The 12,345-nt window shown below is 71.3% G+C and carries 13 protein-coding genes; 8 read left to right on the plus strand and 5 right to left on the minus strand.

Annotated features, from left to right (window positions below):
• Window positions 1–126 precede the first annotated feature (126 nt).
• Both TSH58p_RS28425 and pdxA read left to right on the plus strand, forming a co-directional pair.
• The gene (locus TSH58p_RS28425) at window positions 127–1,569 is read left to right on the plus strand and encodes a peptidylprolyl isomerase (protein WP_109072485.1); all 1,443 of its coding nucleotides are present in this window, start codon (window positions 127–129) and stop codon (window positions 1,567–1,569) included.
• A complete protein-coding gene (pdxA, locus tag TSH58p_RS28430; RefSeq protein WP_109072484.1) occupies window positions 1,569–2,609 on the plus strand; it encodes a 4-hydroxythreonine-4-phosphate dehydrogenase PdxA in 1,041 nt (346 codons plus the stop codon). Before TSH58p_RS28425 ends, pdxA begins: the two co-directional genes overlap by 1 nt.
• 3 nt (window positions 2,610–2,612) lie before the next feature.
• Here pdxA and TSH58p_RS34505 read toward each other — a convergent pair whose 3' ends face one another.
• Together TSH58p_RS34505 and TSH58p_RS28435 are read right to left on the minus strand one after the other, a co-directional pair.
• Window positions 2,613–2,735 carry a hypothetical protein gene (locus TSH58p_RS34505; protein ID WP_256380075.1) on the minus strand — a complete coding sequence of 41 codons (123 nt, stop codon included), beginning with the start codon at window positions 2,733–2,735 and terminating at the stop codon, window positions 2,613–2,615.
• A 165-nt stretch (window positions 2,736–2,900) separates the two neighbouring features.
• Window positions 2,901–5,207 (minus strand): MHYT domain-containing protein, encoded by a 2,307-nt coding sequence (locus TSH58p_RS28435; RefSeq protein WP_247874283.1) that lies wholly within the window; start codon window positions 5,205–5,207, stop codon window positions 2,901–2,903.
• A gap of 156 nt (window positions 5,208–5,363) precedes the next feature.
• Between TSH58p_RS28435 and TSH58p_RS28440 the strand changes: the two genes are divergently transcribed.
• The 5 genes from TSH58p_RS28440 to rsmA all read left to right on the plus strand — a co-directional run bounded on the left by TSH58p_RS28440 (window position 5,364) and on the right by rsmA (window position 9,288).
• On the plus strand, window positions 5,364–5,921 hold the full coding sequence (locus TSH58p_RS28440; RefSeq protein WP_109072483.1) for a hypothetical protein: 558 nt from the start codon (window positions 5,364–5,366) through the stop codon (window positions 5,919–5,921).
• Window positions 5,922–5,997: 76 nt separating this feature from the next.
• Window positions 5,998–6,807, plus strand: coding sequence for a lytic transglycosylase domain-containing protein (locus TSH58p_RS28445; protein WP_109072482.1), 810 nt, complete (start codon window positions 5,998–6,000; stop codon window positions 6,805–6,807).
• Between the two features lie 28 nt (window positions 6,808–6,835).
• A complete protein-coding gene (locus tag TSH58p_RS28450) occupies window positions 6,836–7,687 on the plus strand; it encodes an alpha/beta fold hydrolase (RefSeq protein ID WP_109072481.1) in 852 nt (283 codons plus the stop codon).
• A 118-nt stretch (window positions 7,688–7,805) separates the two neighbouring features.
• Window positions 7,806–8,357, plus strand: coding sequence for a hypothetical protein (locus TSH58p_RS28455; protein WP_109072480.1), 552 nt, complete (start codon window positions 7,806–7,808; stop codon window positions 8,355–8,357).
• Between the two features lie 82 nt (window positions 8,358–8,439).
• On the plus strand, window positions 8,440–9,288 hold the full coding sequence (gene rsmA / locus TSH58p_RS28460) for a 16S rRNA (adenine(1518)-N(6)/adenine(1519)-N(6))-dimethyltransferase RsmA (protein WP_162600101.1): 849 nt from the start codon (window positions 8,440–8,442) through the stop codon (window positions 9,286–9,288).
• Between the two features lie 127 nt (window positions 9,289–9,415).
• Here rsmA and gmk read toward each other — a convergent pair whose 3' ends face one another.
• Window positions 9,416–10,051: a guanylate kinase gene (gene gmk, locus TSH58p_RS28465; RefSeq protein ID WP_109072497.1), complete on the minus strand. Its 636-nt coding sequence runs from the start codon at window positions 10,049–10,051 to the stop codon at window positions 9,416–9,418.
• Window positions 10,052–10,062: 11 nt separating this feature from the next.
• On the minus strand, window positions 10,063–10,929 hold the full coding sequence (locus TSH58p_RS28470; protein WP_109072478.1) for a YicC/YloC family endoribonuclease: 867 nt from the start codon (window positions 10,927–10,929) through the stop codon (window positions 10,063–10,065).
• Window positions 10,930–11,052: 123 nt separating this feature from the next.
• Between TSH58p_RS28470 and TSH58p_RS28475 the strand changes: the two genes are divergently transcribed.
• Window positions 11,053–11,814, plus strand: coding sequence for an SDR family oxidoreductase (locus TSH58p_RS28475; protein ID WP_109072477.1), 762 nt, complete (start codon window positions 11,053–11,055; stop codon window positions 11,812–11,814).
• 10 nt (window positions 11,815–11,824) lie between these two features.
• Here the strand turns inward: TSH58p_RS28475 and TSH58p_RS28480 are convergent, their stop codons facing one another.
• A complete protein-coding gene (locus tag TSH58p_RS28480; RefSeq protein ID WP_247874282.1) occupies window positions 11,825–12,337 on the minus strand; it encodes a class I SAM-dependent methyltransferase in 513 nt (170 codons plus the stop codon).
• Window positions 12,338–12,345 lie beyond the last annotated feature (8 nt).

Genomic DNA, 12,345 nt, shown 5'->3' on the forward strand with positions numbered 1-12,345 from the left:
GCGGGTCCGACTCAGGCCGCCCGGTCTTTGGACACAATTCCGTTCCAGGATGCCGTCCACGATTCCGTTTACACGCGCCCGGGGGGGCCGTATTAAACGGCAACCACCTCTGGAGTCTGGAGCACCATGCAGAGTTTGCGAGCCGTCCGGTCTGCCTTCGCCGTGGCGACCGCCTGCGCCCTTCTTGCCGCCGGAGCGCCCGCCGCGGCCCAGACGCGGGCTCCCAACGCTCCGAACAGCCCGGCGGGAACGCAAGGTCCTGCGGAACGCATCGCCGCCGTCGTGAACGACGAGGTCATCTCGCTGTCCGACGTGCACGCGCGCATCCGCCTCGCTCTGCTGAACGCCGGTGCCCAGGACAGCGCGGAGACGCGCCAGCGCCTGACCCCGCAGGTGCTCCGTCAGCTGGTCGATGAGCGGCTCCAGCTCCAGGAGGCCAAGCGTCTCGGCGTCTCGGTCCCGTCGAAGGAGATCGACGAGGCCATCGGGCGCATCGCCGAACAGAACCGGATGGGCCGCCCGCAGCTCGAAGCGATGCTCAAGGCCCAGAACGTCCCGCTTTCCACCCTGCGCGAGCAGGTGCGGGCGCTGCTGTCCTGGCAGCGGGTGATGCAGCGCCGCATCCGGCAGGAGGTGGTGATCGGCGACGAGGAGATCGACGCCGTGATGCAGCGCATCAAGGCCAACATCGGCAAGCCGGAGTATCTGGTGGCCGAGATCTTCCTGGCCGTCGACAGCCCCGACCAGGACGAGGAGGTGCGGCGCAACGCCGAACGGCTGGTCGAGGAGGTGCGCCGCGGCGGCAACTTCGCCGCCTTGGCCCGCCAGTTCTCCCAGTCGGCCGGCGCCGCCTCGGGCGGCGACATGGGCTGGGTCCGCACGGGCGAGCTGAACGCGGAGCTGGACAAGACCCTGTCCACCATGCGCGCCGGCCAGCTCTCCTCGCCGGTCCGCACGGCGACCGGCTATCACGTCCTGCTGGTGCGCGACCAGCGGCCCTTCGGCAGCAACGCCTCGACCGCTCCGCCGCCGGCCCCGCCGCCGCGCCCGCGGCCCCAGCCGAAGCCCGATCTGGCCAAGGCCAAGGTCAACATGAAGCAGATCGTCATCCCGGCCCCCTCGAAGGAGGAGCTGAAGGCGGTCCAGGCCCAGGCGGAGAAGCTGCGCAAGTCGATCAAGAGCTGCACCGACTTCGACGAGAAGGCCCGCGCCATGGGCATTCCGGAGTCGGGCGACATGGGCACGCTGCGGGTCAAGGACCTCGCGCCGGGCCTCCAGCAGCTCGCCGTCGGCATCCCGCTCGGCCAGCCCAGCCCGGTGCTGATGAGCCCGGGCGGCGCCGTCATCCTGATCGTCTGCAAGCGCGACGTGCCGATGATCGAGCCGCCGCCGGAAGCCGAGCCGCAGCCGGTGGCCGCTCCGGCCCCGCCGCCGATCGATCCCAAGGACATCAAGATGCCGCCGCGCGAGGAGATCGAGCGCGACCTGATCAACGAGCGCGCCGATCTGCTGGCCCGCCGCTACCTGCGCGACCTTCGCCGCACCGCCTTCGTGGAGATCCGCAACTGATGACCGCGTCCGGCGTCCGGCCGCCGCTCGCCCTGACCATGGGCGAGCCGGCGGGGATCGGCGGGGAGATCGCTCTGAAGGCTTGGTCGATGGCCTGGGCGAAGACTGGGGGGGCGGCCCGCGCGGACGGCGCGGTGCCGCCCTTCGTCCTTCTGGACGATCCCGCCCGCCTGGAGGCGCTCGCCGCCCGGCTCGGCCTGCCGGTGCCGGTCAAGGCGGTCGGCAGCATGGCCGAGGGTGCTGCGCTGTTCGGCGTGGCGCTGCCGGTGCTGCCCCAGCCGCTGGCGGTGCCGGTGACGCCGGGCCGGCCCGACCCGGCCAACGGGGCGGCGGTGATCGCCAGCATCGACCGGGCGGTCGAACTGGTCCGCCGCGGCGAGGCGTCGGCGGTCGTTACCAACCCGATCCAGAAATCGGCGCTCTACGCCGCCGGCTTCCGCCATCCCGGACACACCGAGTATCTGGCCCATCTGGCCGGTCTGACCGAAGAACCGGTGATGATGCTGGCCGCCCAGGATCTGCGCGTCGTGCCGGTGACCATCCATGTCTCCATCCGCGACGCCGTGCCGCTGGTGACGCGGGAGGCGATCCTGCACGCCGGGCGCGTCACCGCGGCGGCGCTGGCCCGCGACTTCGGCATCGCCCGGCCCCGGCTGGCCGTCGCCGCGCTGAATCCCCATGCGGGGGAGGGCGGCGCCATGGGGCGGGAGGAGATCGACATCATCGCCCCGGCGGTCGCCGACCTGCGGGCGGAGGGCATCGACGCGGTTGGGCCGAAGCCCGCCGACACGCTGTTCCACGCGGCGGCGCGCCGCGGCTACGACGCGGCGCTGTGCATGTACCACGATCAGGCGCTGATCCCGCTGAAGACCATCGACTTCGACACGGGGGTCAACATCACGCTGGGGCTGCCCTTCGTCCGCACCTCGCCGGACCACGGGACGGCGCTGGACATCGCCGGCACGGGCAAGGCCGGCGCGTCGAGCCTGATCGCCGCCCTGACGACAGCGGAGGCCATGGCGGCCCGCCGCCGCGCGTAAGCGTCAGAGGCGGACCGCGCTGCTGGAGAAGCGGCTGGCCGAGCTGTGGTCGATGGAGGTCAGCGCGACCGACGCGCCGACGGCGATGACGATGGCGGCGGCGAAGCCGAGCAGCATGGCTTTCATGGGGGGCGCTCCTGGAACCTGAGTCTTCTTGGGGACCGGCCGTGGTTTGGGGGCCGGTTGTGGTTTCGGCGCAAACGCGCCTTTTTCCAAGACCATAAGCGGGGCGGAGCGCGCTTTCAACCACACTCGGGACTCGGCCGGGAACGGCGTGGGCGAAGGCGCGCCTTAAGCCGCGGAGGTCAGCGCGTTGCGCAGCACCTCGGGCGCCACCGGCTTGTGCAGGAGGCGGTGGCCGCTCTGCTGGACCTCGGCGATGCGGGCGGGGTCGGTGTCGCCGGTCAGCACCAGCGCGGGCACCCGCACCCCGCACACCCCGTAGATGTCGCGGATGGCCTGAAGCCCGGTCCGCCCTTCGCGCAGGCGGTAATCGGCGACGATCATGTCGGGGCGCTGGCCGAGGCTGATCAGGGTGCCCACCGCCTCGTCGGCCGACAGGGCGGCCACCACCTCGTACCCCCATTCCTCCAGCATGGTCCGCATGGAGAGCAGGATGATGGCGTCGTCCTCCACCACCACGACCAGCCCCTTCCCGCCGTTGGCGGCGGGAAGGGCGGCGGGGCGGCAGGTCTTCATCACCTGGCGCGGCGCGACCGACGGCACGGTCAGGCCGAAGGCGCTGCCCCGTCCCGGCCGGGAGCGCAGGGTCACCTCGTGGCCGAGCAGACCGGCCAGCCGCCGCACGATGGCGAGCCCCAGCCCCAGCCCCTTGCGCCGGTCGCGCTCGGGGTTGGCAAGCTGGGCGAATTCCACGAACACCTCGTCGCGCTTGTCCTCGGGGATGCCGATGCCGGTGTCGAGAACCTCGATCCGCAGACCGTTGCCGGTGCGGCGGCAGCCGATCAGAATCCGTCCGCTCTCCGTGTAGCGGATGGCGTTCTCCACGAGATTGCGCAGGATGCGCTCGACCAGCGCCGGGTCGCTGCGCGTCCAGGCGTCGGTGGGGACGAGGCGCAACGCGATCCCCACTTCCTCCGCGCGGCCCCGGTATTCGTCGGCCAGGCGCTGGAGCAGCGGGCCCAGCGCGAACTCGGTCACCGCGGGTGTGACCACGCCGGCGTCCAGCCGCGACACGTCCAGAAGGCTGTCCAGCAGGGTGCGCAGGCCGTTCAGCGACTCGCTCATGCTCGCCAGCAGGGGCGAGGCGGGATGGCCGTTCAGCCGGTCGGACAGGGCGTGGGCGAAGAAGAACAGCGACTGCACGGGCTGGCGCAGGTCGTGGCTGGCCGCGGCGAGGAACTTGGTCTTCGCCATGTCCGCCCGTTCGGCGTTGTCGCGGGCGGCCAGGGCTTCCTCGCGGGCGCGCTCCGCCTCCGCCTTGGCGCGGCGCAGGGCGTCCTCCGCCGCCTTGCGGGCGGTGATGTCGCGCATGATGCCGGTGAACAGGCGCTGCCGCCCGTCGTGCCATTCGGCCACCGACAGCTCCAGCGGGAAGAGGGAGCCGTCCTTGCGCCGGCCCTCGACCTCGCGCCCGATGCCGATGATCCGCCGCTCGCCCGTCTTGCGGAAATGGGCCATGTAGCCGTCATGGGCGGAGCGGTGCGGCTCCGCCATCAGGATGCGGACGTTGGCCCCGATGGCCTCTTCCGCGCCGTATCCGAAGGTCGTCTCGGCCGCCCGGTTGAAGGACTGGATGGTGCCGGTCTCGTCGATCACCACGATGGGGTCCACGGCGGTGTCGACGACGGAGCGGTAGCGCGCCTCCTGCCCCGCCGCGCGTTCGGCCGAGCGGCGCCGGTCGAGCAGGACGGAGAGCAGCCCCAGCGAAAGGATCAGCAGCGTCCCGATCCCGGTCCCCACCGCCAGGGACGGGGTGGACAGCACGAAGCCGAGGTCGTCGCCGGCCGGGACGGCGTTCGGACCGGCGGCGTGCCCAACGGCGTTCTCCGCGGCGCTGGCGGCGGCCATGCCGACGTAATGCATGCTGACCACCGCGGCGCCGAGCACCAGCGCGCCGGACAGGCGCTGCATGGGGCTGGCCGTGCGGAAGGCGAGCCAGAGCGCGGCGGTGGAGGCGGCGACGGCGATGATGATCGACGCGACGACCAGAAGCGTGTCGTAGATCAGCGGAACCGGCAGCCGCATCCCGGCCATGCCGACGTAATGCATGGCGACGATTCCGAAACCGGTCAGCAGCCCCGCCGCCGCCAGGGTCGTCCAGCGGCCCCCGCCGTGAGCGACGGCGAACAGCCCGGTCCCGGACACGCCGACCGCCAGGAGGAAGGATAAGGCGGTCAGCAGGATGTCGTAGGACACCGGCACCGGCATGCGCATCGCCATCATGCCGATGAAGTGCATCGACCAGATCCCCGCCCCCAGGGCGAGGGCCGCGGCGCCCAGCCAGCCGTTCCGTCCCCGCCCGGCGTCCCGTGCGTGGGAGGCGAGGTCCAGCGCCACATAGCCGCCGAAAGAGGCGACGACGACGGATAACGCGACGAGGTACGGATCGTAATGGCCGAGCACGATGGGACGCACCGGGAATAGCCGAGGGGAAAGACGCGCAATGGCAGAAATGTTAGATAGTGGAAATCCGCGGCGAACCCAAGCCGGCGAAACGCCCCTGTACGCCTGACGAAAGACCTAATGGCTACCTCGAACGGTGATTCCTCCTCTCGGACTTTGGACCGGAGCGTGAGTCGGAGGCTGGGGGCGCTGCTGCGCCGCGTCGTGCTGCGGCCCCTGCTGACCGTGGCGGCGCTGGTCTATTTCCTGATCGACGCGGTGGCGCTGGAGGCGTTGCGCCCGCTGGCTGCCTGGATCGGGCGCCAGCGCTTCGCCGAACGGCTGGCCGCGCGCATCCGCCGGCTCGGCCCCTATCCGACGCTGGCTCTGTTCGTGATCCCGCTGGTGGTGCTGGAACCGCTGAAGCCCATCGCCCTGTATCTGATGGGGACCGGCCATGCGGTCCAGGGCGCGCTGCTGCTGGGGGGCGTGGAGCTGGTCAAGGTCACCCTGGTGGAGCGACTGTTCCACATCGGCAAGGACAAGCTGCTGACCATCCCGGCCTTCGCCTGGTGCTATGTCCGGGTGGTGCGCTGGCTGGCCTGGCTGGCCGCCCTGCCGCCCTGGCAGGCCGCCAAGCGGGTAATCGGGCGGGTGCGCGCGGCGATTCGCCCGGCGCTGGCGGTGGTCCGCGGCTGGGCGCGGTCGCTGCGGAGCCACCTTCGCGCCGTGTTGAAAAAGGGGTAACCCTGTCCTGCGCTTGCCGCGTCTTACGGACAGCCTCATATCAAAGCGGTTTTGCAGACCGCTCCAAGGCCCACCCGTGCGTTTCTTCTCCCTGATGTTCGCCGTTTTCGTCGCTTTGGCGGCCCCCGCCGCCCTCGCCGCGGGCAAGTCCGGCTCCGTCTCCTCGCGCGAGGCGCGCATGGCCGACTGCGAGGCGGCGGAGAAGGGCGATCCGGAGGCATCCTACCGCATGGCGCGGCGCTTCCTGTTCGGCGTCGGGGTGAAGCGCGACCAGCGGGTCGGCACGGCGTGGCTGCGCGCCGCGGCGTCGCGCGGTCACAAGGAGGCGCGGCGGCTGGTCGCCTATGTGCCGGGCCGCATGGGCCACGTCCGCCCCTGGTGCCGCCCCGGCGCCGCTCCGCTGCGCGAGGCGCTGCCCCCGCCGCCGGAGATCGTCGCGCTGGTCCACAAGACCGCGCCCCAGTACGGGCTGGACCCGGCGCTGGTCATGGCGGTGATCCGGGTGGAGAGCGCCTTCCGCTCCGACGCGGTGTCGCCGAAGGAGGCGGCGGGGCTGATGCAGCTCATCCCCGACACGGCGGAGCGGTTCGGCGTGTCCGACGTCTTCGACCCCGCCCAGAACATCCGCGGTGGCGTGCGCTACCTGCGCTGGCTCTTGGCCTATTTCCAGGGGGACGTTACGCTGGCCCTGGCCGGCTACAACGCGGGGGAGCGGGCGGTGGACCGCTACCGGGGCGTTCCGCCCTACGAGGAGACGCGGAACTACGTGCGCGCCATCCGCCGGCTGTACGATGCGCCGCGCCATCCCTTCGACGCCGCGGTGGCGGAACCGTCGCCCATGGTCGTCCGGCAGGCGGCGGAACTGGCAAGGCCCGGCAAGGGCTGAGAACGAACCAACAGGGGAGGGGCCACCCGTGCCGATGTCCGAACGCAGCTTTCTCGGCCTCAGCGCGGCGGGGTTCCACCGCGTCGCCTACACCCAGTGGGGGCGCGAGGACGCCGCCCGCACCGTGGTCTGCGTCCATGGCCTGACCCGCAACGGCCGCGATTTCGACGCGCTGGCGCTCGATCTGGCCGACCGCTGCCGCGTCGCCTGCCCCGATGTGGTGGGGCGCGGCAAGAGCGGCCGGCTGACCAACCCGACGCTTTACGGCTACCCGCAATATTGCGCCGACATGGCGGCGCTGATCGCCCGGCTGGGGGTGGAGTCGGTGGATTGGGTCGGCACGTCGATGGGTGGGCTGATCGGCATGCTGCTGGCCGCCCAGCCGGACAGCCCGATCCGCCGTCTGGTCGTCAACGACGTCGGCCCCTTCATCCCCAAGGCGGGCTTGCAGCGCATCGCCGATTACGTCGGCAAGGACCCGGTGTTCGAGGATCTGGCGGCGGTCGAATCCTACCTGCGCTTCACCCTGATGGGCTTCGGGCGGCTGCCCGACGAGGCGTGGCGCCACATGGCGGAGCACAGCGCACGGCTGCGCCCGGACGGCTGCTACGGCCTCGCCTACGACCCGGCCATCGCCGAGGCCTTCAAGGCGCAGCCGATGGAGGACGTGGACCTGTGGGCCGTCTGGGACCGCATCCGCTGCCCGGTTCTGGTGCTGCGCGGCGTCACCTCGGACATCCTTCCGGCGGAGACGGCGGAGGAGATGACGCGCCGCGGCCCCAAGGCCCGTCTGGTGGAGTTCGCCCACACCGGCCACGCCCCGGCGCTGATGACCGGGGATCAGATCGCCGCGGTGCGCGATTTCCTGCTGGAGGACTGACGGGGTACTCCGGCGGAAGCGCGGCATGCGGCCCGGAATCCGGCTGGCTATGGCCGCGCTCCTGGCTTAGCATCGGGGCTACGGTTGCGCCGCAACGATGGTCCGGAGGCCCGACGCCATGAGGGGTTTCGCCGCGCTCGTCCTGTTGCTGTCGTTCGTCTCGGGACCGGTCCAGGCCCGCGACGCGCTGGACTGGCTGGCGCGGGAGCCGGTGACCCTGCTCGACTGGGGCATGACCCGGCTGCGCGGCGACCTGCACGACACGGTGGACGGGCTGTCCCGCGATCTGCGGACGGAGGTGTCGCGCAGCGGCGTCTTCTACCGCTTCCAGGACCGGCGGATCGTCGCCTACGCCAACTTCGTCGATCTGCCGCGCAACCGGACCGAGGAGGTGTGCAAGGACGTCTACACCCGGCTGGCCGGCGCGCTGGTCCGCGGCGGCCCGCAGGGGGCGGGCGGGGCGGCCTGGTATCTGGAAAGCGTGTTCAGCCACGATTCGCAGGGCGGCGACCGGCCCCAGGACCTCGGCGACCAGCTGGCCGACAAGGTGATCCTGCAGGTGACCATCGGGCCGAAGCCGTCCCAGGCCTTCGACGACGGGCGGCGCATCACCTGCACGGGCCGTCTCGACGCCACGCCGGAGAACATCGCGCTCAAAAGCGAAGGGTGACGGCGACGCGCGGCTGATGACGGCGGGCCCGCACCGTCCTATAAGTGCGGCCATGACCGACGCCACGCCCGATTCCGCCCCCATGTCCGCCCCCATGTCCGCTGCTTTCGATCCGCAGGCCCTGCCGCCGCTGCGCGAGGTGATCGCCCGTTTCGGGCTGGATGCCCGCAAGGCGCTGGGGCAGAACTTCCTGCTCGACCTCAACCTGACGGGGCGCATCGCGCGCTCGGCGGGCGACATGACCGGCGTGACGGTCGTGGAGATCGGCCCCGGTCCTGGCGGGCTGACCCGCGCCCTTCTGGCGACCAAGGCGAAGCAGGTCATCGCCATCGAGCGCGACCACCGCTTCATCGAGGCGTTGCAGGACGTGATCCAGGCGGCGGACTGGCGGCTGTCCATCGTCGAGGGCGACGCGCTGGAGGTCGATCCCATCGCGATCGCGCCGGCCCCGCGGGCCATCGTGGCGAACCTGCCCTACAACGTGGCGACGCCGCTGCTGATCGGCTGGCTGGGGCGGATCGAGGAGTTCGTCAGCCTGACGCTGATGTTCCAGAAGGAGGTCGCGGACCGTCTGGTCGCCAAGCCGGGCAGCAAGGCCTATGGCCGCTTGTCGGTCATCACGCAATGGCGGTCGGATGCGCGGGTGCTGTTCAACCTGCCGGCCAAGGCCTTCACCCCGCCGCCCAAGGTGGAGTCCACCATCGTCCACCTGACCCCGCGCGCCAACCCGGAGCCGGCGGAGTGGAAGGCGCTGGAGCAGGTGACCGCCGCCGCCTTCGGCCAGCGCCGCAAGATGCTGCGCCAGAGCCTGAAGAGCTTGGGGAACGCGGAGGCGCTGTTGGCCGCCGCCGGCATCGAGCCGACCGCGCGGGCGGAGGAGGTGGATGTCGCGGGGTTCGCGGCGCTGGCGCGGGCGTTTCGCAAGGGGTGAGGTCTCGCCCCCACCCTGACCCTCCCCCGCTATCGCAGGGGAAGGGACAAATCTGCCTCCCTTGCGAAGCGGGGGAGGGAAGAGGCCCGCGGCGGAGCCGTGGGAAGGGTGGGGGCCGTAGGTCGCCTTACAGCGCCGCCTGCACGCTCTGCACGAAGGCCGGCAGCCCGACCTGCCGCGTCCGGCGCAGCCGCTCGGCGCGCAGGATGGCCTGGACCGCGGTGACGCTCTCGTCCACGTCGTTGTTGACGATCACGTAATCATACTCGCCCCAGTGGCTGATCTCGTCCGATGCCTTGGCCATGCGCTGGGCGATCACCTCCGCCGAGTCCTGGCCGCGGGTGTGCAGGCGGCGCTCCAGCTCGGTGCCCGAGGGCGGCAGGACGAAGATGCTGACCAGATCGGCGCGGGCGTTGGCCGCCAATTGCTGCATGCCCTGCCAGTCGATGTCGAACAGCACGTCGCGCCCGGCGCTCAGCGCCGTCTCCACCGCGTGACGCGGCGTGCCGTAGCAGTTGCCGAACACGCGGGCGTGCTCCAGCAGCTCGCCCTGCCCGGCCATGCGGTCGAACTCCGGCATGTCGACGAAATAGTAATGGACGCCCGGCTGCTCGCCGGGGCGCATCGGGCGGGTGGTGACGGACACCGACAGGGTGATGCCGGGGTCGCGGTCCAGCAGGCGGCGCGAAATGGTGGTCTTGCCCGCCCCGGAGGGGGAGGACAGCACGAGCATCAGGCCGCGCCGGGAGATTTTCGCGTTCATGGTCTTCAGCGTCACTCGATGTTCTGGACCTGCTCGCGAAGCTGCTCGATGGAGGCTTTCAGCGACAGGCCGATGCGGGTCAGCTCCACGTCCGCGGACTTGGAGCACAGGGTGTTGGCTTCGCGGTTGAATTCCTGGCACAGGAAGTCGAAGCGGCGGCCGATGGCGCCCCCCTCCGCCAGCATGTCGCGGGCGGCCTGGATGTGGGCGCGCAGGCGGTCCATCTCCTCGCGCACGTCGGCCTTGGCGATCAGGATGGCCGCCTCCTGGGCGAGCCGCTCCTCCGGCAGGGCCGGGGCGGCGTCGAGCAGGGCGGCGACCTGACTGCGCAGCCGTTCGCGCAGGGCCTCGGGCTGGGTGCTGGCGCAGGCGGCGGCGGCGGTGATCAGCCGCTCGATCTCGTCGAGATGGCCGTTCAGCACCGTGACCAGCCGCGCCCCTTCCGACAGGCGGGCGGTCACCAGCGCGCCGATCAGCCGGCCGAGGTCGGCCTTCAGCGCGGCCTCCACCCGGTCCCGCGCGTCGCCCTCGTCCTCCTCCACCGGCTCGATGATGCCGCGGACGGAGAGCAGCGAGTCGAGCCGCGGCGGGGCGGCCCCGGCGCCCTCGATCTCGCGCGCCAGCTCCAGCACCTGGGCGAGAAGCTCGCGGTTGATGCGGAGCTGGGACACCGACTGGCTGCGGGTGACGGTCAGGTTCAGGTTGACGCTGCCGCGGGCCAGCCGCTTGGGGATCTCGGCTCGGGCGGCGGCCTCCAGCGTGTCGAACCCGGCGGGCTGGCGGCAGCGGATGTCGAGGTTGCGCCCGTTGACGCTCTTCACCTCGAAGGTCCAGCTGTAGCCGTCGGCGTGCCCGTCCACGCGTGCGAAACCGGTCATGCTGGAAACAGCGGAGCGTTGGGCGGGCAAAGCGGCCTCGACTACTATTTGTGGGATCGCGGGGCTCAAGTTATAGCGTCGGGCAGCGACGGCAACAAGCGTCAGGGACAGGGGGAAAAGGGCATGCGCGATCCGCGCTCGATCGTCATCACCGGGGCGTCCAGCGGCATCGGGAAGGAACTGGCCTATGCCTACGCGGTTCCCGGCGTCACGCTGGCCCTGAGCGGGCGCGACTCCGCGCGGCTGGAGGCGGTGGCGGAGCGCTGCCGCGCCGCCGGGGCGTCGGTGGAAACCGCGCTCGTCGATGCGGCGGACCGCGAGGCCATGACGGCGTGGCTGACCGCGCTGGACGCCCGCGCGCCGGTCGATCTGGTCATCGCCAACGCCGGAATCTCCGCCGGAACCGGGGGCGGCGTGGAGAGCGCGGAGCAGGCGCGGCGCATCTTCCAGGTGAATGTCGACGGCGTGCTGAACAGCGTCCACCCGCTGCTGCCCGGCATGCGGGCGCGGCGGCGCGGGCAGATCGCCCTGATGGCCTCGCTGGCCGGATTCCGCGGCATGCCCGGCGCGCCCGCCTATTGCGCCAGCAAGGCGGCGGTGCGGGTCTACGGCGAGTCGCTGCGCGGCGATCTGGCGGGGGAGGGGATCGGCGTGACGGTGATCTGTCCGGGCTTCGTGAAAAGCCGGATGACCGCGGTGAACCGCTTCCCCATGCCCTTCCTGATGGAGACGGACCGCGCCGCCCGGGTCATCAAGGGCGGGCTGGCCCGCGACAAGGCGCGCATCGCCTTCCCCTGGCCGATGGCCGCCGCCGTGTGGCTGCTGGCGGCTCTGCCGGTGGGTCTGACGGATGTCCTGCTGCGGCAGGCGCCGCGCAAGGAATGATGTGGAGGATTTAGGGCTTGGCTTTCCAGTAGCCCCAGACGGAGGCCGGCGGGACGTTCAGCGGGGTGAAGCCCAGCCGCTTGCCCTTGACGCCCAGCGCGCGCTGGTTCAGCGGCGACACGAGGCCGTAGGTGTAGAGAACGAAACGCCCGCCTTCGGGCAGGATGCGGAAGCAGGCCTCGACGACCTCCTTCTGGGCGCGCATCGGCAGGTTCAGCATGGGGATGCCGATCACCACCGTGCCGACCTTGCCGACCAGCTCCGGGCCGAGGATGTCGGCGGCCTTGCGGCAGTCGTCATGGACGACGTTGACGTCCGGGTAATGGCCGCGCAGGAAGCGCGACAGATGGTCGTCGATCTCGAAGGTGAAGATGCGGTTGCCCGGAATGCCGCGCTGGAGAAGGGCCTTGGTGATCGCGCCGGTGCCGCCGCCGAACTCCACGACGACCTGATCCGGCCCACAAATCACCTGCTCCCCGATCAGCCGGCAAAGCGCGCCCGAGGACGGTGTAACGGAACCCATGGAAAGGG

Origin of the sequence: Azospirillum sp. TSH58 (assembly GCF_003119115.1) — a bacterium.
Classification (GTDB): domain Bacteria; phylum Pseudomonadota; class Alphaproteobacteria; order Azospirillales; family Azospirillaceae; genus Azospirillum.

Bases quoted from the DNA above. Each gene is read 5' to 3' on its own strand.
- gmk (WP_109072497.1), bottom strand. From the start codon at position 10,051: ATGAACGCGAAAATCTCCCGGCGCGGCCTGATGCTCGTGCTGTCCTCC.
- TSH58p_RS28480 (WP_247874282.1), bottom strand. From the start codon at position 12,337: ATGGGTTCCGTTACACCGTCCTCGGGCGCGCTTTGCCGGCTGATCGGG.
- TSH58p_RS34505 (WP_256380075.1), bottom strand. From the start codon at position 2,735: ATGAAAGCCATGCTGCTCGGCTTCGCCGCCGCCATCGTCATCGCCGTC.
- pdxA (WP_109072484.1), top strand. From the start codon at position 1,569: ATGACCGCGTCCGGCGTCCGGCCGCCGCTCGCCCTGACCATGGGCGAG.
- rsmA (WP_162600101.1), top strand. From the start codon at position 8,440: ATGTCCGCCCCCATGTCCGCTGCTTTCGATCCGCAGGCCCTGCCGCCG.
- TSH58p_RS28425 (WP_109072485.1), top strand. From the start codon at position 127: ATGCAGAGTTTGCGAGCCGTCCGGTCTGCCTTCGCCGTGGCGACCGCC.
- TSH58p_RS28455 (WP_109072480.1), top strand. From the start codon at position 7,806: ATGAGGGGTTTCGCCGCGCTCGTCCTGTTGCTGTCGTTCGTCTCGGGA.
- TSH58p_RS28470 (WP_109072478.1), bottom strand. From the start codon at position 10,929: ATGACCGGTTTCGCACGCGTGGACGGGCACGCCGACGGCTACAGCTGG.
- TSH58p_RS28475 (WP_109072477.1), top strand. From the start codon at position 11,053: ATGCGCGATCCGCGCTCGATCGTCATCACCGGGGCGTCCAGCGGCATC.